Genomic DNA, 25,750 nt, shown 5'->3' with positions numbered 1-25,750 from the left:
TTCCTCTTTTATAAATCCCCCTTCAAATAAACCTTATGCAAATCATCCAGCAGTTCCATTTCTTCTTCTGGTAAAAGTTGCAGGGCAATTTCCAGTAAAGTCATTACATGAATATCTGAAACCGATACAATACTTGACAAATTTCTGGCATCATCATTAAGCAAAATAATACTTGCTTTAAGTAAATCTGAGACCATTAGATTTAATTCGTTGTAACTCGATACTTTTAAGGGTATGCTAAACGAATTATCACTATAATTCTCCGGTTTTAGTTTGTTGAATTTATTTCTTCTATTCATTGATTCTAAAAATTCTAAGACTTGTTTTTTATGTTGCATTTCCATGATTTATTATTGTTTTTCTTCGGAACCAAATTAGAAATAACAGATTACTTTTAAGTGATTGTAAACAACCGGTTGTATTCAACCGATTGTTTTAAAACTATTTGCAAACTTTTTTTCAATTCAAAATCTATAAGAGATATCATATATTTGTTAGCGACAAATCTTCCGAAAATCAATTGTGAAGAAATAGCGTTCCCGAACAAAATAAACGACCATGCATTTGAATACAAATAAGAACATTGAAGAGCAGATAGAAAATCTAACAATAAGCTTACTTGAAATGGTAAATCTTTATTGTTGGAATGATATATCAGAAAATCTAGTTTATATTCTTTCAGATATTTCAAAAGTAGAAGGCGAAAACTTTTTTATTCAGCGCAGGAATAAAAATAAGCTCAATAAAAAGACAAAACCTAAAAATTTTAATGAAGCAATTTTAGATCTTAAAGAAATTTATGATTCAATTTATGACATTAATCTATATGTTTACAAAGCTGAAAAACATCAAACAATTATTGATATCAGATATTTTCCTAAAAGCGAACTTACTACTGATCATTTAAAAACAGTGCGTAACAACACGCCAATGTTGCATTGCAAAATAGCCCATCCTCCCTATTTCAAAAACGAGGAAAAGAAATTTGATGTCAATTGGGAATTAGGTGGAATAAACTACCATTGGAATATGTTTTGGTGGAAAGCAAACTATAAATGGCACAGACACATTACTTCTTCAGGCAGTTCGAATAAAAATTAAACAATTAAAAATTTCGGTTGAACCACACGTTCCGAAGTGTTCTTTCTTAAAAGCAACTAGCTTCGCACAACAATTTAATTTAAATTTTAAAATATATTTTGAAATCAAATTAAATATAATATCTTTGCACCTTTAAAATTCTGTTGCATCCTGGAGTTTTAGAAAGAGGGCATAAGTTTAAGCAGCTAAATTTATGCAGAAAGATCTGAAAACTTATTAATTTCAATACTATGAAATTTTTTAAGAAAAAGTATCGATGGATTTGGCAACTATTGATCAACGTTTTAATATTTTTACTATCAAATTAGCATACTACTAATACTTAAATGGATTAGATTAAAAAAGAAAACCTCATCAGAAATGATGAGGTTTTTATATTTTTTGGAATTCCCTCTCTACAAGCTGCCCCCAAATCATACAAGGTCACATTCTCAATCCCACTCTGCGAGATGTTTTAAAAGCTGCACAAATTCCTCTACTGGTGCGAGCTTCCTCCTCATGAACACAGGCAAAATAACCTAAAAAGAATATCGCTTCAATCAGGATTGTGGAAATTGATTCAAAAGTTCAATTACGGATTTCCGTAAAATACCTGAATCATAAGAAGTTAGTTTTGGATAAATATTTACAAAGACATTTTTTAAACTTATTTAAATCCTCAAACAATAAAAAACTAATACCACAAAACATGAATGATCTTATAACAAACGGAAGTGAAATTAAACTAAGAATTATTTCTGAAATAAACAATGCTAAAGAATGCATCTATATTGCAATGGCTTGGTTTACTGACAGAGATATTGCAATGGCAATCATTGAAGCAAAAAACAAAAATGTACTTGTTGATGTCATTCTTTCTTCAAATCTTCAAAACGAAACTGTAAAATTAATGCTAAAAGGTGCAGACATCAGTGTTCACGCTTTTGAAACAGGAGACACTAGAGGTGTAATGAATCATAAATTTTGTCTCATAGACAATAAAATTTCAATTAACGGTTCGTACAATTATTCTATCAATGCAAGCCACAATAACGTTGAAAATATTCAAGTCTCGGATGACATTGCGACTTACTCTAACTTCTTATCAGAATTTGAGCGTTTAAAATATAATATTGATCACAATATTGGTGTAAATATTAACGTCTCCCCACCTCTTCCCATTCCACAAGTTCAAGCACCACAGTCTATAAATATTATAGACACTTTTTCGCAACAGTTGCATAATCTTGTTTATTCGGCTGCACATATTAGCACGGAAGAATACAAAAAGAAAGGATATGAAAATTCAAAAGAAAGTCACGGAAGTATTGATATTTTCAGAACCGAATATCTCACTATCAAAGAGGAAATTAAAACTTATGCAACCGACGACGGTTTAAACAATAAAAAAAACATCTTAACTTCTAACATCACAAACGCCTTTGAAAGAACAAAAGAAAATCTGGAAATAGAGAAACAAGATAAAATAACACTTGAGAAACGAAATAATGAACTTGAGAAGCGTCAAGTTAAAGATAAAATAACCGAATTAAAACAAGAGAAATCGATTCTAGAATCAGGCAACCAAAATACTGGCGAAAAAGGATTATTGCAAATCAATAAGGAAGTTGAAAAAAATAAACTTGAAAGAAGAGCATTGGAACAATCTTTCATAATAAAAAAGTTTTGGACGATTGGTAATATATTAGTACTATTTGCATTAGGCGTGTTTGTTTTTTATCTATCAATCTTTTTTGCTTCAGCTATTTATAAAGTGTTTTTTGAAAGTAATGCAATCCGTGATTCTTTACAAGCTGGAATAACTCCAGGAATTCCACAACTTGTTGATGCAAATGCCATAATTAAAATATTTAAGCAACAAGGTCCTTTATTCGGATTTATTGCTGCACTTTTCTTTCTTATTCCCATTTTATTGTCAAATCTAAAAATTCTCGGAAGTGAAAATAAGATTGTAAATAATCTTTTGTTTTGGGTTGGCTTAATAATATTTGACTTGGTAGTCTCAACTATGGTAGCATTCAATACAGACGAAATAAAAGGTTTATTAGTGGGAAGAGAATCAAAAATGCAAATTTGGGAGGTTGTACATCATGGCGAGTTTTATTTGATTTTTGCATTTGGAATGTTTCCTCTGATACTTACACATTTTCTAATTGATTTTATAATCAATGCCTATAAAAAGTCGCAAAGAGAAATTGTTGATGCTGAAAAAAACAGAAAAATTCAATTTTTGGATGAAGAAATGCTGGAATTAAACGCAGATAAAGAATCACTTACGAGCAAAGTCAAAGAAAATGAAGATTTGACTAATGAAAATAACGCTAAAATTCTGAAGTTGGAAACAGAAATAAATAATTCTGAAAATCAAATTGAACATAAATATACCGAATTACAAAAACAAATTAAGATCATATTTGATGACCTTAATGCCAAAATAGTAAGCGGTAAACTCTTTACAGATGTAATCTTCGACAGTGTCATTGCGGCCTATAAATCAGGCTTTATAGAGCATCTTCCAAAGTATTACGCTACAGATGAAGTAGCAAACAGAGTCAAAGAAATAGAACAAACAACAATAATATAATAGCTCATGAAAAAAAACATACTCCTTTGTTCTGCTTTACTTATGTTATTATCATGTACTCAGGAACATAAAAAAACGCAACTTCTCTACCAAAATATAGTCATTATTTCAGATTTATCAAGTCGCATACACAATAAGCCATGTAAAGATATAGATGAAATTCATAAAATACTTCATTTTTTTAAAACTGAATGTGTCAAACCTGGTCAAAAAATTGGGGATCAGTCATCTATCTCCTTTTCTCCATTTTCAGAGAAAACTATTACATCTATTGATATAGGCAAAATTAAGGATTTGGGAGAAAAACAACGTTTTATAAATTCTACAGAAGAATACAGAAACAAGGGATTGGAACAAAAATTACTTGATTTTCAAAGAGATGTCAAATTCACCTATACAAACACACACAATGACGGATTAGACTTAATTAGTATTTTAAGTGAAAAAATTGCAAACGAACCGATCACTAAAAAAGATACTATTTTAACTGATGGTATAGATACCACATTAGTGAAGTACAACAACCATCTTTATGTTTTCACAGATGGCTATTTAGAATACATCGACAACAAAAGAAATAGTCAATTCTATTTTAGCAATTCTGAAATAGACAAAGTAAGGCAATTTTGTAAAACTAATAATGTTGATATATCCAAAGCCCTCGAAATAAATAGTTCGTTATCCTTGCCACCTAATAAAAGCATTAAAAATCAATACATCAATCTTCATGTACTAGAAACGCACGAAAGAGATAAAAATGATAAATTACAATCTTACAAGTATCCTAAAGGGCAAAGAGATAATGAAATTCTACAAGCTGTATGGAAAAAATGGGCAATGGAAAGCGGTTTTAAAAGTTTTGAATGGAAAAAATATTAAGAAAAACTCATAAAAAAGTATTCGAATATTTGAGCTACGATAGTGCAAATCCATTCAGAGAATTCTCCCGACTTTAAACTTACTCTAATCAATCACCAAGAAAAGTAAAACTATTTTAAACGGAATATAGTAACCGGGTACGAAGTCAAGAGGCTTCGTACCTGAAATACCCAAAAACTGTCTGTAAAATGAGTTCATATTTATAATACCGAACTCCTGTACCATAATATAAAACCTCCAGGCCCTTTATTCACAACATATTTGTATCCATTTTAAAAATTAAAAAAACGCAAATATGTACAAAGTAATTTCAACGTTCAGATTTCTCTTTTCGATAAGCATTTGTTTTTGCTTGTTCTCTACCCTGGTTTTTTCGCAAAACAAAATCCTATTTGTAGTTTCCAATCAAGACTATTATGGAACTTCACAAATTAGAACTGCCAATCACTTTGGGGAGATTGCCGTGCCATACGATGTATTCACAAAATCAGGATTTACAGTAGATTTTGTAAGTCCTAATGGCGGAGCTGTCCCTATTGGCTATATCAATGCTTCGGATAGTATTCATAAAAAATTCCTTTACAATCCTTTTTTCATGAATAAACTCAAAAATACGATGAAACCCATCGAAGTTGTTCCTGAAAATTATGGTGCTATTTTTTATGGCGGCGGCGGTGCGGCTATGTTTGGCGTAGCCGAAAATACTGTAATTCAAAATCTTGCAAGACAAATTTACGCCAATAACGGAATCGTTTCGGCTATTTGTCACGGTACGGCTGGTTTGGCCTATTTGAAAGACACCTCAGGTAAATCACTTTATGCGGGCAGAAAAATAACCGGTTTTGCAGATCAATTTGAAGACAAAAAAGAGGACTATTACAAAACATTTCCTTTTGCCATTGACCAGGCCATAAAACAAAATGAAGGCAACTTTGTGCATTCTGATAAATTAGGAGAAGGCTTTTATGTTACAGATGGCCGTTTTGTAACAGGGCAAGACCCCAGCGCAGGATCAAAAATGGCTTCTGAAATAATCAATCTTATCGAAAAAAACAAACTTGCTGTACAACCAGAACCAATTAAAAATCTGGATAAAGTATTCTCGGAGTGGGATAATTCTACGGCTAAATTGGGTGTAGCAGCAGGCCTTTTAAAAAAGGGGCAAATCGTGTATTTAAAAGGTTTTGGAAGTGCAGATTTAACCCATGAAATTCCCATTAATACAGATACCAAATTTCAAATAGGAGCTATGGCCAAGCAATTTACTGCCTTTGCTGTTTTGTTATTGGAAGAACAAGGAAAATTGTCTTTATCTGATGATGTTCGTAAATATATTCCGCAACTACCCAATTTTGGATCTAAAATCACCCTAAAGCATTTATTAAGTCAGTCCAGTGGTTTACACGATTTTTTAGCTTTAAAAGAAATTGCAGGCTGGAGAGAGAAAGATGTTTTTACACAAAAAGATGCTTTAGATTTAATTTTCCGTCAAAAAAAATTAGATTATGAGGCAGGAACAAAATTTTCACATACTTCTTCCGGACTTATTTTATTAGCCGAAGTAGTTAAACAAGTTACTGGTCAAACTCTTGCTGAATTTTCTCAGGAACATATTTTTCAACCTTTGAAAATGGCCAACACGCTGCTTCGTGATGATAATGAGATGATAATCCCCAACGCAGCTGTTTCGTATCAAACCACTAAAAAAGGATTGAAAAACAACCTCATCAATCATTCCATTGTCGGAACGACCAATCTTTATACTTCGGCAGCCGATTTGAGCCGCTGGTATCTCAATTTTGAAAATCCCAAAGTTGGCAGTAAAAAACTGATCGAAAAACTAACTTCTCCGGTTACTTTAGATGATGGTAAAACTACTTTTAATCCAACGTTTGGAAGACTATTATATGGACAGCAGTACCTACATGCGGAACGTGGTGTTCCAAAAATTTGGACGTACGGTTTAGATGGCGGTTATGCAAGTAATATTTTCATATTCCCCAATCAAAAAGTTACTTCGTTTGTACTTGGAAACAACAACAGATACAATGGCAGTCTTGCTATGAATATGGCTGTTGAAGTACTCGGAAATACCTTTACTCAACCGCCCAGCATTGATTTCAGCAAGCTAAAAACCGTTAAACTATCCGGCAAACTTTTAGAAACCTACTCAGGGAACTACTGGGATAATGAGAGAATGGCCGGACGCAGGATTTATGTAAAAAATGACACTTTACGCTATCAGGAATTGGGCAATGCCAATGAAAGTAAATTAGTCCCTATAGCAGAAAATAAATTTCAAATGATAATTGATGGAGATGATGTCATTATTGTTCAATTTCGCAAGGAAAATGGCCATTTGAAAATGATTTACACTTCTGGTGAAAGTGATGAATATGTGTATGAATACTACAGCCCTAAAACCTATTCTGCTACTAATCTGGACGAATTTTCAGGAACCTATTACTCACAGGATTTAAAAGTAAGCTATACTCTGGCTCAAAATGAAAATGGCTTATTTACAAACAATAAAAATCAGCCTCTTATCAATTTAACTCCTATTCAGTCAGATCTGTTTCTAAGTAGTGCCCGAAATTTAGGAGGTATTCGGTTTATTCGCGATAAGCAGCAAAAAATTACAGGATTTTACATAAATTCTGACAGGATTAAGAATTTACTTTTTGAAAAAATCTAAAATTATGATGCGAATCTAAAGATTCTGTGATACCACCCGACTTTGTACAGTAGTTTAATTTAAAATTAAATCCCTGCAAAATGAGTCTGTTTTTATAATATCGAACTCCTGAATCATATATTTAGAGCTCCAGGCGATTTATTAGTCACATATTTGTAGTTCCTAATCAAGTTGGGAGACTCAGCATAGCTAAATAATATCTTTGCCTATATGGAAAATGGAATTTAGACTTTATGAATTAATTTAGTTCCCAAACCATTTTATGAATTGTAAAACTAAAAATAACGAACAGCTAAATGAAATGCGCAAAAGTCTCTTAAAAGACATTTGCGCATTCTTACTATAAAAAAGCTCTTTCAAGGCTATTACTTTCTTTTCGGCACTCTTTCTAAATATTCTGTTTTTTCTTTTTCAACCGCTATTTTTACCCTTTTATTGAACTTCGTAAAGCGCTTGCGCAATTTTCAGTAAATCACCTGTAAGATCCTTTCGGTCTTCATTCATAATAGTACAATTTACAAGAATGATGCGTCCAATCTTATTCTTTAAATCAATTGAAACAGAGGTAGTAACTCCGGGATCATTCCCGCCATGGCTGATACTGTGAATCTTATCGTATGTCCAAAAAACGGCTTGATTTTCAAGGCCTTCAAATTTCAAAGGAAACGTCCCTTCACTAAATTGTTTCTGAAAAGGCAACTGATAGTACTCATCCCCTAATATATCCGATTCATTCTGATAGCCTTCGATCATTTCTATAACAAACGAAGACAAATCCTTTACTGTCGAACGCAAACTACCGTCCGGATATGTAACACAACTGTATGTTTTTAGCGTTTTGTCAGGATTAATAAAATCTTTATGTGGTGGCTCATCCTCTGGATATATTTCATATAAAGTTGCATATTTTTTGGCTTTCTTTTCATTGTAAAACCAGTGCGTATTCTTAAGTTCCAAAGGTTCAAATAAATATTTTTTAGTAAATTCATCAAAAGAAATACCTGACTTAATTTCTATCAGATGAGCCATTAAAGCAGACACTATATTCGAGTAATTGTACTTCTTACCCGCTTTATGAATGTCAAAGTTACGCTCTGAATACAATTTGCCGGATGTATCTAAATACTCTTGAAGAAAAACATCCAGCGCTATATCCGGTCTTTTATTAAGTTGATAAGTACTATAGTAAACCTCTGTAACATCAATAATACCAGAAGTATGAGTAAATAAATGTTTTACTTTTATAATATCGTCCGGAAAGTTAGGATTAATTATCGGATAGGGTAAAATTTCATTGATAGGCGTTTCAGCTGTAAAATACCCTAACTCAATTGCTTTCGCAACCGAAAAGCCTATAAAAGTTTTACTGACAGATGCAATTGGCATGATCGTTTTTTCGGTAAACGGTACTTTGTCTTTGGCATTTGCCCAACCATAACCTTTAGAAAAATAAACAGAATCACCTTTTACAATTCCCACAGCAAAGCCCTGAAAACTGGATTCTTCAAATATTTTATTTAATGTAAGGTTTAATTTTTTAGTCGAAATTTTAGCTGCCGATAATTCTGTTTTTGAATTCATACTTTACTTGATTAGTTTAATAGTTCATTTAAAATTATAACCAAACCAAGATAATTATAAGGCGTAAGCTATTTCTTAATATTTATGTTAATTAAGATAATTTTACCAGATGTCATTTCTTTAAATAATTTCTGGTATTCAAATACTTATAGGACAAGAATACCAATAACCGCAAGTAATCAAAACAAGTTATCTTTTTTTTTGTCAATATTGCAAACTTGAATTTTAATCCCCTTAGAATATATATTTAAAAAGAAGATCCATCGAAATTAAAATCACGCTGCGACAGCACAATCGACCTTTTTTTGCTCCATAATCTGCATATCAATTATTTTTTGAGCTACAGTTCCTCTTTCGAATAAGCGAATGAACTTGAAAACGGCACTCACAAAATAACCGGGGTTTGAAACTAAACGAGCAATTTGGGTTATTCTCACGTCTCTTTCATGTGTACAGGATTCTCTTTTGTCTTCCGGAACCGCTACAAATTCGTTTGCAAATTTCCACGCGCCGTCTCTCGCGGTTTCCATACTAAAATCAATAAAAAAGGTATCTACTTTGCCTGTTACTTTAAGTATCCATGTGAGCGTTGGCCAAATTTTAATCAGACACTTTTCTACACTTCCTACGAGACTGCTTAAAATGGTATTTATTTTATCGAAATCCGCTTTTAAATCCGCTATGTCTTCAACTGTACTGATCTCAGCGGCAGCTATACCCAAATCCAAATTTATATGAGCATTCATACCGAGTAATAAATGCTGAAGAACGATCGGCCAAAACTTTTCGGCTTGTTCAAAGGCAAAACCCCAACATTCCGATGGTTTCTCTTTGGCTTTATATTGGTAATAGGCCATTAAATACCGATTGGCAAAAATAACATCCAGTTTTTCCATTCGTTCTCCATTTTGAAAAGAGCCATTTTGGATACCTTCTTTTACTTTTACGGTAACTTCACGGTATAGGGTAGCAAACAAACCTATAGCGCTTTGTTCTATTTTTGACAGGGCTATTATTTCATCCAGTAACTGAATGACTTCGTCTATTGTTGTAGCTTGTTTTATATTCATTTCTAATGGGTTAAGATTATTTTTGGCAGAACGAATATAATTATTTTAATCTTTCAAAATGTCTTTTTTGAAGCATTTATCTTGTTATTTTTCAATTTAAGAAAAAAGAAGAATCTCCTATTTTATTCGTACATGCTTTTCTTGTCTTCATACCTAAAAATGGAGCGTTTAAGACATTTTTTAAGAAGCCAGTTTCTTAATTACCTACTTTCAACTATTCAAAAAGAGATAACTACAAAAATTAACTAAAGACCCCCACTATGAAAACTACAAAAAAAGTATTGCTTTTAATCACCCTCATCTCACTCTGTGCCTGTAAAAAGGATCCAAAGACAGAAAAAGACACTTATACAACTGTAAATAAAAGTGCCGCTACTTCTACTTGTTTAGCTCCTGCTAATTGGTTTAGGATTGTAAACAACACTCGCCAGACTCCTCCGCCAAATGAAGGACCAACAAGCGTATTTGCTAACAATACAACGGTAACAAATTGTGACTTTCATCAATGGTCCTGGCAAAAGTTTCTTTGGCTCACCAATGATGTCAATGGACTGCCATTATTTATGCGTAAATTAATTCAGGTGACTGCGGAAGGTAAAAGAGTAGATACAAGTGAAGGAATTGTTGTTCTAAGAGATACCGCTCAGGCAAGTTCTTCCCATGACATTTTAAAAACCCCTAAATACACATCAGGTGTCCCTAAATCTACTACGGTATATTATTCTATTTTCATGGATGACCTTATGTACTCAACCATGTTAAAATATGGTCCATTAGCAAAAAAAGATCCCACCAAAATAAAAGATATAACTTTTCCTGTAGGATCATTAGAACTTAAAACCTCCTGGATTGACGCGAGTGCTCTTAAAGATCCTTCTACTTATTTTATTACTCAGGGTGTAATCAACGGAGTAAAAAAAAGAGTAGCACTTTTAGGGATGCATGTAGTGGGAGTTGTAGAGAATCATCCCGAATTTGTATGGGCTACTTTTGAGCATGAAAACCTTGCACCTGCTTACGATTGGTCAAAAGCGACGCCATCAACTGATGCGCCCGTAACCAGTACTGTTGACTATCCCTTTTTTAATAAAACCAGCACTGCAACGGTTAAAAATATAACTACAAAAAATGGAATTTATACAGATGTCTTTTCCCTCTACAAATATGGTATTCCTGTTGAAAAAGTAATGAAAGGTTCTCACAATGTTCAGGTTTATATGCAAACGAGTCAAAATGGTTCACAAAACTTCAATAATATTCGTACTATCAATCAAAGCGTTAAAACACAGCTGAAAGGTATTTGGAATAATTATTTTTACAATGGCTCATTATGGATTAATACAGCAGGATACAACACCACTCAGGCCCAGGCAGCTCTATTAAATTCGTTATCTGATACTCTTTCAGACTCTAACCCTGGAAAATTAACGAGAGGTTCCGTTGCAGCCTACAATATTACGATGGAAACCTATGTTCAGGCAGGATTTAGTCCAACAACAATAAACAAAACTTCAGTTAACGATCTTGTTAATTGCTTCTTTTGCCATAATACATCTCATAAAGGAGTTATTTCTCCCCTCAATATAAGCCATGTTTTTACAGGATATGTAGGCAGTCTGAAGGGGTTAAACAGAACACAAATCAAACAAGAACATGTTAATGAATTCTTGAGAGAATCTAATTTGCGTCTAAAATTAAAATAACCCAATAGCAAACCTTTTACTTTAAGGCAAAGCTGAAATTTATAATTACAAAAACCACAAGCTTCTGTTTGTGGTTTTTATGTTTTATTCATGGGCAATAAGATTAGAAATATCAAAAGATTTTTCACGCAGATTCCACAGATTTTCACTTTAATTCTTTCTGTACGGATCTTTAAACACATAGAAACATAGCTCAAAATGCGCGTAAAAGGTGTTTCACTTAAAATAAACCGCATAGCTATGTACTTCTATTCTCTCGCAGATTTTGCAGATTTAAATAAATTTTATAAAATCACTCCACGCAAATCTGCGGGAAACAAAAAACCCTTTGTCCCTTTGCACCTTTGCCTCTTTGTAACTTTATAACTCTATAATTTCAATACCACTTTTAAAATTCCTAATTTCGCTTCGAATAAGAAAGAGAAAAATGAAGGTCTGTATTGCTGAGAAACCAAGTGTCGCACGTGAAATCGCATCTGTTTTGGGAGCCAATACCAAACACGACGGGTATTTTGAAGGCAATGGTTATGCTGTAACTTACACTTTTGGGCATTTATGCACCTTAAAAGAACCCAATGATTACAAACCCCATTGGAAAAGCTGGGATTTGAACAACTTACCCATGCTTCCTGAGAAGTTTGAAACCAAAGTGGTAGAAAATTCAGGAATCCAAAAGCAGTTTAAAATCGTAAAAAGTTTATTTGACAAGGCCGAAGTAGTTATCAACTGCGGGGATGCCGGGCAGGAAGGAGAACTTATTCAGCGTTGGGTAATGAATGAGGCGCATTATAAGGGTGAAGTACAACGTTTGTGGATTTCGTCTCTAACCACCGAAGCCATCAAAGAAGGTTTTGAAAACCTGAAACCCTCCGAAAACTATGATAATTTATTTTATGCCGGATTTTCAAGAGCCATTGGCGACTGGTTACTGGGAATGAATGCTACGCGTTTGTATACCGTAAAACATGGCGGTTACAAACAAGTATTGTCTATTGGACGCGTGCAAACACCAACATTGGCCATGGTTGTCGACCGATTTAAAGAAATCGAAAATTTTAAACCTCAGCCCTATTGGGAATTACAAACTTTATACAGAGAAACACTTTTTAGCTACGAAGAAGGACGTTTTCTGAAAAAAGAAGACGGAGAACTTTTAGCCAACAAAGTAAAAGAAAGCGAATTCGAAATTGTTTCTGTTGAAAAAAAGAACGGAAACGAGTACGCTCCAAAACTATTTGATTTAACAGGATTACAAGTATACTGCAATACTAAATTTGGATTCTCGGCAGATGAAACGCTTAAAATCGTTCAAACTTTATACGAACAAAAAGTAGTTACGTATCCCAGAGTTGATACCACCTTTTTACCAAATGACATTTACCCAAAAGTGCCGGGAATTCTGCAAAAATTATCCAAATATGCCGAATTAACACAACCTCTTTTGGAGAAAAAAATAAAAAAATCGCCAAAGGTTTTCAACGATAAAAAAGTGACAGATCACCATGCAATTATTCCAACCGGAATAGAAGCTCATTTACAATTCAATCAGCAGCAAGTCTACGACATTATTACAAGACGTTTTATTGCCGTATTCTACGACGATTGTCTGGTTGCCAATACCGCCGTAATTGGAAAAGCCGCCGATGTGACTTTTAAAGCCACTGGAAAAGAGATCTTAAAAAAAGGTTTTCGCGTTGTATTCGAAGATCCAAACGCCAAAGAAAAAGAAGCCGACTTATTACCCAGTTTTGTGGTGGGCGAAAAAGGCCCGCATGAACCTTCGTTTCTGCAAAAAGAAACCAAGCCACCCAATCAGTTTACCGAAGCAACTTTGTTACGTGCCATGGAAACCGCAGGTAAACAAGTCGATGATGAAGATCTCCGCGAACTGATGAAAGAAAACGGTATCGGGCGTCCGTCAACAAGGGCCAATATTATCGAAACACTTTTCAAGCGCCAGTACATCATTCGAAACAAAAAACAGGTTTTACCAACACCAACAGGAATTCAGCTTATTGATACCATTCAAAACGAACTTATCAAATCGGCTGAACTAACGGGTTCCTGGGAGAAGCAATTGAAAGATATCGAAAAAGGAACTTATACCGCCGGAGCATTTATAAAAAACATGAAACGCATGGTCGAAGCTCTGGTTACCGAAGTGCGAAGCGAAACCAGACACGCCAATATTTCTCATGCTGCGACGATTGAAAAACCAGTTGTAAAAGCAGAAAAAAAGAAAGCTGCGGGTATTCTGGCTGAAACCTGTCCGAAATGCCAAAAAGGAAACCTTATAAAAGGAAAGTCGGCCTTTGGATGCAGCGAATATAAATCGGGTTGCGATTTTCTCCTGCCCTATACTTTTGCTGAGAAAAAAATATCTGAGAATCAATATTTAAGACTAGTCCAAAAAGGATCAACAGTAAATATAAAAGGTTTCAAAACTGAAGAAGGAACTGTTGAAGGTTTGATTCGTTTTGAAGAAAATTACAAACTCAGATTAGAAACGAAAAAAACAGCTCCGAAAGCAAAAACTGCCGTAGCATCAGATGCCTTAACGTGTCCGAAATGTAAAAAGGGTACCGTTCTGAAAGGAAAAACTGCCTATGGTTGTAGTGAATATAAATCAGGTTGCGATTTTAAAGTTACTTTTGATGACGTCAGAACCAAACTAAAAGATCAAAAACCAACGAAGGAATTGGTTTATTCGATACTTTGTGAATTTTGATAGATGTGAAATATTAGAGGTTAGAGGTTAGATGTTAGATGTTAGATGTTAGATGTTAGATGTGGGACGTTAAATATGAATTACGTTACAATTTTACTTTTCACTTTTTACATTTTACTTTTCACATCTCACTTTTCACATCTCACTTTTTAAAATAAACCATTCTTTTTCATACTTTAGTACTTCCATTTAAAATCAAAACTCATAAATATGTTTCAGAAAATTACTCTCTTAGCTCTTGTTTTAGTTGCAGTTTCTTGTCAAAAAAAGGAATCCGCCGAAAAAGATAAAATCAAAGTTGCAGACTGGCTCATTGGGAACTGGGAAAACAAATCTCCAGAGGGTGTTCTGACCGAAAACTGGCAAAAACTAAACGATAGTACTTTTAGTGCTTCCTCCTATTTCATAAAAGAAAAAGACACCATTCATTTCGAAACTATCGTTCTAGCACAAAAAGACGAAACGCTAACTTATATTGCAACGGTGAAAGGCCAGAATGATGACAAACCGGTGGCTTTTCAATCGACTGCTGAATCAGACAAACAATTGGTTTTCGAGAATTCTAAACACGATTATCCGCAAAAGATAACCTATACAAAAGGTGCGAATAATACTTTAACTGCTGAGATTTCAGGGAATTTAAACGGTAAACCAAGTTCGGAAAAATTTGTGATGGTGAAGAAGTAATAAGACCAACGCGTTATGTTCATAATTCTAGTTTTTACTTTTTTTGGTTTATGCATTTTAGTGAATTTAATATTGTATTTAAAAAATTCATTTATCCCCAAGTCTTTTATATTAATTGAAAATGAAATTGTTTCTTTTGAAGAAAGAATAAAATGGCGTGACACGAACGGAAATCCTAGTACTCCGGAGATTAGAAAAACATATTATGTTCCAATCGTTGAATACACTTACGATGATAAAAAACATGTTTATCAAAGTAAGATTCCGATAATGTTAGATAGTCCTAATTTTAATCTAAAAATATTATTGTACATTAATCCTGAGAGCCCAACAGATGCCAGACATAGATTTAAAAAATAGCAAGCAAGAATTATACAACGGATACAGTAGACATAATGAAACCAAGAGCATTATAATTGATTTCATTAACAATAAAATCTCTTCATTTATTTTTAGATATAATAGAACAGACAAAAATTCGCTTGTTTCATATAGCACTTTTGATTTTAATTTCTGCTACATAGAAAATGAGATAGAAACGGAATTGTTTTATATAAATTGCAAACATTCAAGAAAAACGTTACTTTCCTTTTTAGAAATTCTTCAATATATCGAAAATAATTACGATGTCAGCCTAACAAATGAGTTTTATAATGATGGCTATTTTTATGATAAAAAAAATGAAGAAATAGTTAGATATTTATATCGCTAAATACTTTTAAGTACCTAATATACCTTTTTAACCCGGGTTTATTTTTTTTAACATTCTATAAAACAATTCTAACGGATTAAAATCCATCGCTACAAAGTAGTTCATTCTTCCGGAATTAAAAAAACTCAGAACCTTAGCAACTTAGCATCTAAGTCTCTCAAAAAAATCACTCGTTTTCCCCGATCTTATTCACCATAAAGATCATGAGTATTCCTAAAAGCGCCATTACCAAAAATGCCCATTTCATACTTAAATATTCGGATATAAACCCTACCATTGGCGGAACCAGTAAAAAGCCAAGATAACCAATAGTAGAAATCGAAGTTAAGGCAGAACCGCTACTTAGTTTTGATGATCTTCCGGCAATACTAAATACAAGCGGAACCACACAGGAAACCCCAAACCCAATCAAGACATAGCCAAAAATAGTCGGGTAAGCAAACGGCAGGATGAAGCAAATACCAAATCCTAATGTGATTAAAACACCACTGTAAAACAGAATTCGTTTGGTACCAAATTTCATTACGCCATAATCACCAAACAAACGTCCAAGAGTTACTGCTGTTGCAAAAAAGACAAATGCGGCACTGGTTAACTTTGGAGAAGCTTTTAATATGTTTTCAAAATAAATTCCGCTCCAATCGTACATCGTATTTTCGCAAGCCATAGACACAAAACAAATCAGGGCAAACTTAACCAGATTTTTTTCGGGCATCGAGAAGAACTTCTTTTTAACCGGTACGGGTTCATTATGAATACTCATTGGGTAAAAACAAGCTGTTAGTGCGAGCATAAAAACACTTACCCCCAGTAAATGATGTGACGGTGCAATATGTTGTGTTACCATTACGTATCCCAATCCCGCTCCCGAGAAAACTGCTATACTCCAAACGGCATGAAAACGGGTTATAATAGAATGTGGATATAACTTTTGAACCTCCAAAGATTGTGCATTAATTGATAAATTGAAAATATTACGCGACGCACCAAAGATTAAGAGCACAATAACCAACTGCCACACAAAAGCAACCAATCCAGGTAAAGACAATACAATATTAAACATGATTGCTCCCAGCAACATAACATAACGGCTGCTGTATTTATTCAAAAGCTTTCCTGTAAAAGGCATCGTTAACATTAAACCAATCGGAAAGGCAAATAAAACTGCTCCAAACTGAGCTTCGGACAAATGCAATTGCGCCTGTATGTGTGGAATACGGGACACCCAGGAAGAATATCCAAATCCCGAAAGAAAGAAAAATACAGTATTAGCCAAACGATATCCTTTGGGAGAATACTGTAGTTTTTTCAAGAAAGGTAAAATCATATCAAGAGCTTCATTTTAAAACACAAAATTAAGGCATTCAAAGTGTAACTTCTACCCTTTTTACGTTTTTTAATAAACGTCAGAAATTTAATTCATTCCGATCATTCCTCAAAGAAATTTAAAAAAACTACCCCAGATTTAACTCAAAGTTCATGAAATCAAACTAAACATTATTTGTTAAAGAAATATTAATTTTTACATTTGCACTGTTTTTATTAATTCTAAATAAAAATAAAACTCTAACCAAATATTATAAAATGAAATATTCTTTTCAGAAAACCTATCGTTTTCTATTTACAGTCAGTTTCTTTTTTTCTGTTCTTTGTTCATTTGCCCAACAAAACTTCGGAAAAATAAAAGGAACGATAACAACATCTGATGGCGATGCTGCCGCTGGAGTAAATGTCATTCTTAAAAACTCAAAATACGGTACCGTTACTAACGACGATGGTACTTTTGAACTGAACAGAGTAAAAGCAAATACTTATACTTTGCAAATATCTTTAACAGGCTACGAAACTACAGAACAAGTTGTAGTTGTTACTGAAACCGAAACATCCGCTGTTAATCTACAATTAAAAGTTTCTAACAAAGAATTACACGAAGTTGTCGTGAATGGCAAAAAAAGCATCTTATCTAAAAAAACCGATTACGTAGCAAGAATGCCACTAAAAAATCTGGAAAACCCTCAAGTTTACAACGTTATTCAAAAAGAACTTTTACAAGAACAAATTGCAATAGACATTAGAAGTGCAGCTGTGAATGCACCCGGTGTAACCACAAAAATTTATCCATCAGGGGGACTTGAAATTTCATTTAGAGGTTTTAGCACCGGTGTCAATGCACGAAACGGAATGGAAAATATGACGGGGCGAAGCTCTATTTCTATTGATAATGCAGAACGAATTGAAGTTCTTAAAGGTCCTTCGGGGACTTTATTTGGGTCGTCTGTTTCTTCTTTTGGAGGTGTTGTAAATTTAGTTACCAAAAAACCTTTTGAAACTAAAAAAACAGAAGTATCCTATACTGGAGGAAGTTTTGGATTAAACCGACTAGTGCTTGATGTTAATACTCCTCTAACACCTGATAACAACGTATTGTTTCGATTAAACGCTGCGGTAAATACCGAAAAGAGTTTCTTAGACTATGGTTTTAGCAAAACATTCCTGATAGCGCCAAGTCTTACTTACAAAGCAACCGATAAACTAACCTTAAGTATTGATACCGAAATCTACAATGTAAACAACACACGTCCTACTTACGGACGTTTCTACGCTCCGGGAATTACAAATCCAACGGATTTAAAGGTAGACTATAGAAAAAGTTTATTTCACGATGACCTTGATGCCAAAACTTCATCAACAAAAGTTTTTGTTCAGGCAGAATATCAATTGGCAGAAAACTGGAAATCTACTACTGTTTTCTCTTTTATAGATGAAAATGTAGATCGCAGTTATCAATATTACACCCAATGGACTTCACCTACAGAAGTAAAAAGAAGCGTATCCCGTTTTGGTCCAATATTTAATCAATTTACGAATATACAAGAAAACATTAACGGTCAGTTTTCTACCGGAAGCATCAAACATAAACTTTTATTAGGGACTAATTACAGATTCTCAAAAGGTACTTTTAATTATGGTGCCACGCCAGTTCTGGACACTATCGATGTCACAAAACCTTTTGATCCTATCAGAAAAAAACAAGTTGATGCAGTAGTATCTCAACTTACATGGGCAGTTCCGGATGAACAAATATTTAGTATTTATGCCTCAGATGTGATAAGCTTTACAGATCGTTTATCAGCCATGTTGAGTCTTCGCATGGACAACTTCGTTCAGAAAAAACTGGAAGACACAAAGGGATATAACCAAACTGCTTTATCTCCTAAATTAGGTTTAGTATACGAGGTTGTTAAAAATCAGGTTTCTTTATTTGGAAATTATATGAATGGTTTTCAAAATTCGGGTCCGGTAAATCAGCCAGACGGAACCTTATTAATATTAAAACCGGTTTATGCCAACCAATACGAAGGTGGGGTAAAAGCAGAAGCATTCAATAAAAAATTAAGTACAACATTAAGTTACTACAACATTACGATTGATAATGCTACAAGAACAACTTCTGACGGATTTAATGTTCAGGATGGTAAACAAGTAAGCAAAGGTATAGATTTTGAATTTATTGCCAATCCTGTTGCAGGTTTAAGTGCTATGCTTGGATATGCTTATAATGATAATCGTATCGTAAAATCATCAGATGCAGCTATTGAAGGAAATAAGGCCAGCGGAGCTCCGGAAAACGTAGTTAACTTTTGGATATCATATAAGTTTCAAAACAAATTAAAAGATTTAGGACTAGGTTTTGGAGGCAATTATGTAGACAAACAATACAAGTTTGAAGACCAAAGTTTTTACAGCCCATCTTATTCTGTTTACAATGCGACCGTATTTTATGATAAGCCAACATGGAGAATCGGCGTTAAATTCAACAACATAAACAATAAAAAATACTGGGACTCTTATGGAATGGCGCAAGCTCCTGCTAACTTATTAGTAAACTTAACTCTTAAGTTTTAATATAATTTGCAATAAAAAAACACCTCTACTTTAGAGGTGTTTGCATTTAAAAGAAAACTAGTTCCTTATTAATTTCCCGCAATTATTCACTGATAACATTAACCAATCAAAAAAATCATGAACAACTTTGAAAAACGAATTAAAAATTCTCAATTCGTAATCTATCTCTTTTTACTCTTTTCTTTCAGTGCTTTTGCTCAGCAAAACAACGGAAAGATTAAAGGAACGATAACGACATCTGATGGCGAACTGGCTGTTGGCGTTAACATTATCCTTAAAAGTTCAAAATACGGTACCACCAGTAATGAAGATGGTGCTTTTGAATTTAACAGAGTAAAACCAAACACCTACACTTTGCAAGTTTCTTTAGCCGGTTATGAAACTCTGGAACAGGAAGTAATTGTTTCGATCAGTGAAACTACAACACTTAACTTACAGTTGAAGGTTTCAAACAAACAGTTAAAAGAGGTAATCATTACCAATAATCGAGGAAAAGCTTTTCCTAAGCAAAGTACTTATGTTTCAAAAATGCCTTTAAAAAATGTCGAAAATCCACAGGTTTACAACATTGTTTCTTCTGAATTGATTAAGGAACAAGCCATTACAAATTATGAAGACGCTTTAAAAAATGTACCCGGAATTCAAAAATTATGGGAATCTACAGGTCGTGGCGGTGATGGTGGTTCGTATTATAGTCTTCGTGGATTTGAAGTCCAGGCCAATATTGTAAACGGATTACCGGGTTTAACAAACGGAAGTTTAGATCCCGCAAACGTTGAACGCATCGAAGTCATAAAAGGTCCATCCGGAACTTTATTTGGCAGCAGTTTAGTGAGCTACGGCGGACTTATTAATACCGTTACCAAAAAACCATACAGTGGTTTTGGAGGCGAAGTATCTTATCTGGCCGGAAGTTTTGGTTTAAACAGAGTGACTGCCGACATCAATACTCCACTGGACGACGCAGATAATGTTCTTTTCAGAATTAATACTGCTTATCAAACCGAAAACAGTTTTCAGGATGCCGGATTTCGTACTTCATTTTTTGTAGCTCCTTCCCTTTCATACAAAGTAAACGATAAGCTTTCCTTTTTGATCAATACGGAATTAATGCTGGAAGAAAAAACAACGCCGTCAATGCTGTTTTTAGGCAGAGATTCTGCTTTGCAATATGCTAACTTAGCCGAATTAAACTATAATACCGATTTATCTTTTTACAGCAACGATCTATCAATAAAAAATCCAAGATATAGCCTTCAGGGACAGATGACCTATAAAATTTCTGAGCAATGGACTTCACAGACTGTTTTATCAAGAAGTTCATCAAAATCAAGAGGTTATTACACTTATATCTATGACAATGAAGATGGAAATAAAGATTTCGGATTTAATATCACCAAAGAACAATCACAAACTGTAACGACTGATATTCAGCAGAATTTTATTGGAGATTTCAAAATTGGTAACATGCGCAATCGTCTTGTGGCTGGTCTTGATTATTTTGAAAGAAATGTAATGAGTGGAGGTTCCGGTTATGGCCGTCTTTACAACATTACCGCACAAGGCGAAGTGAGACAATTAGACCCTGCCGCCCCTTATTATCTAACGCAAACATCTGTTGACAAACTACTGGCAAACAGACCGGCAGGAAACTTTAATCCGCAGGACGCTACTTACAGTGTATATGCTTCCGACGTGCTTAATATTACATCAAAACTGTTAGCGATGGCAAGTTTAAGAGTAGATTATTTTGATACTAAAGGTGATATCAAAAATAAAAATGACGATTATACACAAACTGCTTTGTCGCCAAAATTCGGGTTGTTATACCAGCCAATTGAAGACAAATTATCTGTATTTGCCAATTATATGAATGGTTTCAGAAACATTGCACCAGCCGTAAATTATGATCCTGATGGCAATTTAATCGGATCCAAAACTTTCGAACCGGAACATGCCAATCAATTGGAATTTGGTGTAAAAGCAAATGTTTTTGAAGACAAATTAAACGCAACTATTAGCTATTACAATATTAATGTAGCCAATTTGGTAACCAGCAACCCATTGTACAGTTCACAAGGTGGTGAAGCGCAAAGCAAAGGCTTTGAATTTGATTTAAATGCCGCACCAATAAAAGGATTAAGTATTATTGCCGGATACAGCTATAACGACAGCAAAATTACAAAAGGTGATGTTGGTAATGTTTGGCTGGAACAAGGCAAAAGGCCATTTTGGTCAGGTCCAAGAAACCTCATAAATCTATGGGCAACTTATAAATTTGAAGAAGGTACGCTCGAGCATTTCGGTCTAGGTTTTGGAGGAAATTATGCGAGTGAAAATGCCATTTTGGACAGTTCTAAAACCGGAAAATTTGTATTACCGGAATATACTGTTATTAATGGTTCTGTTTTCTACAATTCAAATAAATTTCGCGTAGCCTTTAACATCAACAATATTGCCAACAAAGATTATTTTAATGGTGGATGGTCAACCCTAAATCCGCAAAAACCAAGGAATATTGTCGCGAGTTTCGCCTACAAATTCTAATATACTATTCTCTGAATATAAAAGAGAGGCTAATTTTAGTTAGCCTCTTTTTATTTTTTTAGCTTACTGGGCAAATAGCCAAAAGTCTTTTTGAATGCTACTGTAAAATGCTGTGGATTTTTATACCCAACCTCTTCTGAAACAACAGCAATCGCGAATCCTTTTTCTACGATTAACTTTTTGGCATACTCCATTCTTATCGTAGTCAGATAAGCAAAAACCGAGACTCCGTAAATTTGCTTGAAGTATTTTTTTAATTTAAAAGTGTTTAGTCCAATATTCGCAGCAAGGCCGGAAAGACTGTGATTCTCTCTAAATCGGCTTTTTAGAATGGTTTCCAGCTCTATGATCTTAGAATAATCATACGGGCTTAATTCTGCCAATTCTTCTTTGTTTTCATTTTCATTAATGATTGTAAACAAATACGAAATTATCTCTACTACTTTCGATTCCAAAAAAGCTTTTTTAATAACTCCACTGTAAGTACAGCCTGTTATTTCGGTTATTATTTTTTGCAATTGTGGCGAAATCACCCGACTCTTATCCCACATCAGAAAGGCAGTTTTTTTCTCAATAGCTTCAGCCAATAGCGGAATTGCTTCTTTTAAATTAGAGTGAAACAATTGCTGCAAATAATCTGTCGTAAAACTTATTTCGACCGTTTTTCTTTTTTGAGTCCTAAAGTTCAGGTTTCCTTTGATTACTGGTAAATAGAAGAAATTGTAATGTCCTTGAGGAATGTAGATTCTTTTTTCTTTTTTATTATCAGGGCAATATTCATTATCCCCTTCTATTTCAAAGTGCAGTTTTATAAACGAGAAATCATGCTCTACAGCTACCGAATAGAAATCTTTTGCAATTGTTACATCTTTAAATTCCAGTTGTACCCCATTTAATGTAATACTTGTTAAGACTCCTTTTATGCCATTAAAATTATGTTCTTTTCGCTCTTCAATTAAGGTTTCACTAAACGGAATAGGATTGTCAATGAGCAGCACTCCGTCTTCATAAATTTCGCTTCTTAACTGACTTTTCATATAATTCCTTTTGCGTTTATTTTAATCCTTTTTACGGCTTTTGCCGATACCTCTATACTATACTTTTGCGTAAAATTATCAAAATTTTAATCAATCTAAATAAGAATAATATGTCATTTGTTAAAAACAAACAAAATCCATTGTATTACAAGATTTTACAACTCAGTTTTTTGGTGGTATTTTTCATTTCTAATCAAATTATTGCGCAGGAAAATGCCTCAATAAAAGGAAAAGTAACCTCAGCCGATGGAGTTAATTCCGAGCATATCAATGTTACCTTAAGCGGACTTAATCTCAGCGTTGAAACCAATCAGGATGGTAATTACGAATTTAAAAATGTTCCCTTTGGAAACTACACTCTAACCTTTTCTTTTTTAGGACTTGAATCTCAGGAGTTAATCGTAAAAGTAGAGCTGACTAATCAGGTTTTGCCCAATATTTTCATGAAAGAAAGCAATTCACAGCTTCGTGAAGTGGTAGTTTCCGCACAGCGCCAAAATCAATTTGCTCAGAAGAAAACACAATTTGTATCAAGACTGCCGTTAAGTAACATCAACACTCCCCAGTCGTACACAGTGGTTACAAAAGAACTTCTAAAAGAGCAATTGGTTACTGATTTTCCAACAGCAATGAAAAGTATTACGGGTGGTGGTTATGTACAGACTAATGACGGAAATGTGTCTGCTTATTTAAGAGGTTTCCGTTCTGACGGTTATTTACGTGACGGAATGGTTTCTTATGTACGAGCGCCCATAGATCCACAAAACTTTGAAAGAATTGAAGTAATCAAAGGACCATCTGCCGTATTTTTTGGTTCTTCTTTTAATAATATATCCAATTATGGAGGTGTTGTGAATCGTGTTGTAAAACGTCCTTTTAATGGTCAAAAAGCTGAACTTAGTTACACCACCGGAAGCTGGAACCTAAATCGTCTGACTGCAGATTACAATACTACTTTAAACGATGACGGAACGGCTTTGTTTCGTATCAACGGAGCTTATCATTCTGAACAAAGTTTCCAACCGGAAGTTTTCCAAAAAAATTATTTAATTGCTCCCTCTTTTTCTTATCAGGTAAACGACCGTTTATCAATTTTGGTGGATGCAGAATTATATAAAACCGACCGAAATTTATTTTTTGCCAGAGGGGTAAGTCCGGCTCTAATTGCTAAAAACAATTCATGGGATGATTTGAAATGGGATTTTAATACTTCGTACCACAGCAGAAACATGGCAGCCAAAATGTTCTCAAGAACCTTCAGAGCTTTAATTGATTATAAAATTACGGATCACTGGTCTTCAAAAACCGGATATACCTCATCGTCTATCGATACGGATGGAAAATATATCAGACTGGTGATGATGACAGATAAAATGCTGCAAAGAAATTTCATCGAATATCATCCGCGTGAAGCAGGTTCAAATCAAATTCAACAAGATTTTACAGGCATTCATACGTTTGGAAAATTTGAAAATAAAGTTGTTGTCGGTGGTACCTATACCACAATGTATGATGATTATCAGCGTGCTTTGTATCGCGGGCCGTTTATCGAATACGATCAGATTGACGTAACTACCGGAGCTGTGCCGCCAATGACCGAAGAAGCCTGGGATGACAAATTAAAAACCGTAAATGCATCGGTTGCTAATACACAAACAGAAACTAACAATTTAGGGATTTACCTGTCTGATGCCATCACTTTCAATAAAAAATTCACTTTCCTTGGAGGATTGCGTTTTGATCGAAATTTTCAGAAAAGCATTAAAACAAACGGGGTTGTCACCAGTCCTTGGTTCAACCAAAATACAATGGCATGGAAGGCCGGTTTTGTATATGCACCAGTGGTAGATCAATTCTCTGTATTTGCAAACATCCAAAACGGATTCTCGAACATTGCCCCTGCTTTAGGTAAAACTGGAATAGAAAACTTTGATCCGGAAGAAGCAAATCAATGGGAAATTGGAACGAAACTCAATTTTATTGAAGGCAAATTAGTCGCCACAGTAAGTTATTACCAAATCGCCATTAAAAACGGCTTACGAAATGTCATTGAAGGAGCCAATACCTACAGCATTCAGGATGCAGAAAAAAGCAGTAAAGGTTTTGAAGCCGAAATTATTGCCAATCCGTTTCCGGGTTTCAACGTAGTGGCAGGTTACACAAAAAACAGCGCAAAATTTGTAAAAGCTTCAAATGCGGCAATCATTGGTAACAACTTAGATTATTCTCCTGAGGAAATGGCCAATTTCTGGATGAGTTACCGTGTGTTAAAAGGTAAAGCTGAAGGACTTGGAGTTGGTTTCGGGGGTAACTATGTGAGTAAAATTTTCATGAACGATACCAACACTTTCAGTTCTAATGGTTATACCGTTTTTGACGGTTTATTGTTCTACGATCAGCCGAAATACAGACTGAGCATGAAAATCGACAATCTCTTTGATAAAGAATATTACAATGGTTATGGTCAGCCGCAAAAACCACTAACCTTTTTATTCGGAGTTAACTTTAAAATTTAATTTT

Annotated in this window: 17 protein-coding genes; 12 read left to right on the top strand and 5 right to left on the bottom strand. The window is 34.2% G+C overall.

Going from position 1 to position 25,750, the window contains the following annotated elements; genetic code table 11:
* Positions 1-8: 8 nt before the first annotated feature.
* Positions 9-299, bottom strand: a complete 291-nt coding sequence (locus OGZ34_RS11625) for a hypothetical protein (protein WP_263360277.1) — start codon at positions 297-299, stop codon at positions 9-11.
* 265 nt (positions 300-564) lie between these two features.
* Between OGZ34_RS11625 and OGZ34_RS11620 the strand changes: the two genes are divergently transcribed.
* From OGZ34_RS11620 to OGZ34_RS11605, 4 genes are all read left to right on the top strand, one after another.
* Positions 565-1,101 carry a hypothetical protein gene (locus OGZ34_RS11620; RefSeq protein ID WP_263360276.1) on the top strand — a complete coding sequence of 179 codons (537 nt, stop codon included), beginning with the start codon at positions 565-567 and terminating at the stop codon, positions 1,099-1,101.
* A 688-nt stretch (positions 1,102-1,789) separates the two neighbouring features.
* Entirely contained in the window at positions 1,790-3,685 is a 1,896-nt protein-coding gene (locus OGZ34_RS11615) for a phospholipase D-like domain-containing protein (protein ID WP_263360275.1), read from the top strand.
* Between the two features lie 6 nt (positions 3,686-3,691).
* On the top strand, positions 3,692-4,564 hold the full coding sequence (locus tag OGZ34_RS11610; RefSeq protein WP_263360274.1) for a hypothetical protein: 873 nt from the start codon (positions 3,692-3,694) through the stop codon (positions 4,562-4,564).
* A gap of 295 nt (positions 4,565-4,859) precedes the next feature.
* Positions 4,860-7,259 carry a serine hydrolase gene (locus OGZ34_RS11605; protein ID WP_263360273.1) on the top strand — a complete coding sequence of 800 codons (2,400 nt, stop codon included), beginning with the start codon at positions 4,860-4,862 and terminating at the stop codon, positions 7,257-7,259.
* Between the two features lie 432 nt (positions 7,260-7,691).
* Here the strand turns inward: OGZ34_RS11605 and OGZ34_RS11600 are convergent, their stop codons facing one another.
* Positions 7,692-8,840: a serine hydrolase domain-containing protein gene (locus OGZ34_RS11600; protein ID WP_263360272.1), complete on the bottom strand. Its 1,149-nt coding sequence runs from the start codon at positions 8,838-8,840 to the stop codon at positions 7,692-7,694.
* Between the two features lie 275 nt (positions 8,841-9,115).
* Positions 9,116-9,910 (bottom strand): DUF5995 family protein, encoded by a 795-nt coding sequence (locus OGZ34_RS11595; RefSeq protein WP_263360271.1) that lies wholly within the window; start codon positions 9,908-9,910, stop codon positions 9,116-9,118.
* 260 nt (positions 9,911-10,170) lie between these two features.
* Here OGZ34_RS11595 and OGZ34_RS11590 point away from each other — a divergent pair, with 260 nt between their 5' ends.
* The 5 genes from OGZ34_RS11590 (at position 10,171) to OGZ34_RS11570 (ending at position 15,740) form a co-directional block, all read left to right on the top strand.
* Entirely contained in the window at positions 10,171-11,613 is a 1,443-nt protein-coding gene (locus OGZ34_RS11590; protein ID WP_263360270.1) for a hypothetical protein, read from the top strand.
* 427 nt (positions 11,614-12,040) lie between these two features.
* Positions 12,041-14,341: a DNA topoisomerase 3 gene (locus OGZ34_RS11585; RefSeq protein ID WP_263360269.1), complete on the top strand. Its 2,301-nt coding sequence runs from the start codon at positions 12,041-12,043 to the stop codon at positions 14,339-14,341.
* A 210-nt stretch (positions 14,342-14,551) separates the two neighbouring features.
* Positions 14,552-15,028, top strand: a complete 477-nt coding sequence (locus tag OGZ34_RS11580; RefSeq protein ID WP_173966940.1) for a DUF6265 family protein — start codon at positions 14,552-14,554, stop codon at positions 15,026-15,028.
* Positions 15,029-15,043: 15 nt separating this feature from the next.
* Positions 15,044-15,388, top strand: a complete 345-nt coding sequence (locus OGZ34_RS11575) for a DUF3592 domain-containing protein (RefSeq protein ID WP_263360268.1) — start codon at positions 15,044-15,046, stop codon at positions 15,386-15,388.
* Positions 15,363-15,740 (top strand): hypothetical protein, encoded by a 378-nt coding sequence (locus OGZ34_RS11570; protein WP_263360267.1) that lies wholly within the window; start codon positions 15,363-15,365, stop codon positions 15,738-15,740. The genes OGZ34_RS11575 and OGZ34_RS11570 overlap by 26 nt, the downstream gene beginning before the upstream one ends.
* 166 nt (positions 15,741-15,906) lie before the next feature.
* Here OGZ34_RS11570 and OGZ34_RS11565 read toward each other — a convergent pair whose 3' ends face one another.
* The gene (locus OGZ34_RS11565) at positions 15,907-17,067 is read right to left on the bottom strand and encodes an MFS transporter (RefSeq protein WP_263360266.1); all 1,161 of its coding nucleotides are present in this window, start codon (positions 17,065-17,067) and stop codon (positions 15,907-15,909) included.
* A 257-nt stretch (positions 17,068-17,324) separates the two neighbouring features.
* Here OGZ34_RS11565 and OGZ34_RS11560 point away from each other — a divergent pair, with 257 nt between their 5' ends.
* Positions 17,325-19,646 (top strand): TonB-dependent receptor, encoded by a 2,322-nt coding sequence (locus tag OGZ34_RS11560; protein WP_263360265.1) that lies wholly within the window; start codon positions 17,325-17,327, stop codon positions 19,644-19,646.
* Between the two features lie 117 nt (positions 19,647-19,763).
* Positions 19,764-22,193, top strand: coding sequence for a TonB-dependent receptor (locus tag OGZ34_RS11555; protein ID WP_263360264.1), 2,430 nt, complete (start codon positions 19,764-19,766; stop codon positions 22,191-22,193).
* Between the two features lie 50 nt (positions 22,194-22,243).
* On the opposite strand, the gene OGZ34_RS11550 is transcribed toward OGZ34_RS11555, so the two are convergent.
* Complete coding sequence (locus OGZ34_RS11550) at positions 22,244-23,230, bottom strand: helix-turn-helix transcriptional regulator (RefSeq protein ID WP_173966945.1); 987 nt, start codon at positions 23,228-23,230, stop codon at positions 22,244-22,246.
* 110 nt (positions 23,231-23,340) lie between these two features.
* Between OGZ34_RS11550 and OGZ34_RS11545 the strand changes: the two genes are divergently transcribed.
* On the top strand, positions 23,341-25,746 hold the full coding sequence (locus OGZ34_RS11545) for a TonB-dependent receptor (RefSeq protein ID WP_263360263.1): 2,406 nt from the start codon (positions 23,341-23,343) through the stop codon (positions 25,744-25,746).
* Positions 25,747-25,750 lie beyond the last annotated feature (4 nt).

This window comes from Flavobacterium collinsii (genome assembly GCF_946903285.1).
In the GTDB taxonomy this organism is placed as follows: domain Bacteria; phylum Bacteroidota; class Bacteroidia; order Flavobacteriales; family Flavobacteriaceae; genus Flavobacterium; species Flavobacterium collinsii.
This window is presented reverse-complemented; position numbering and strand designations above follow the sequence as displayed.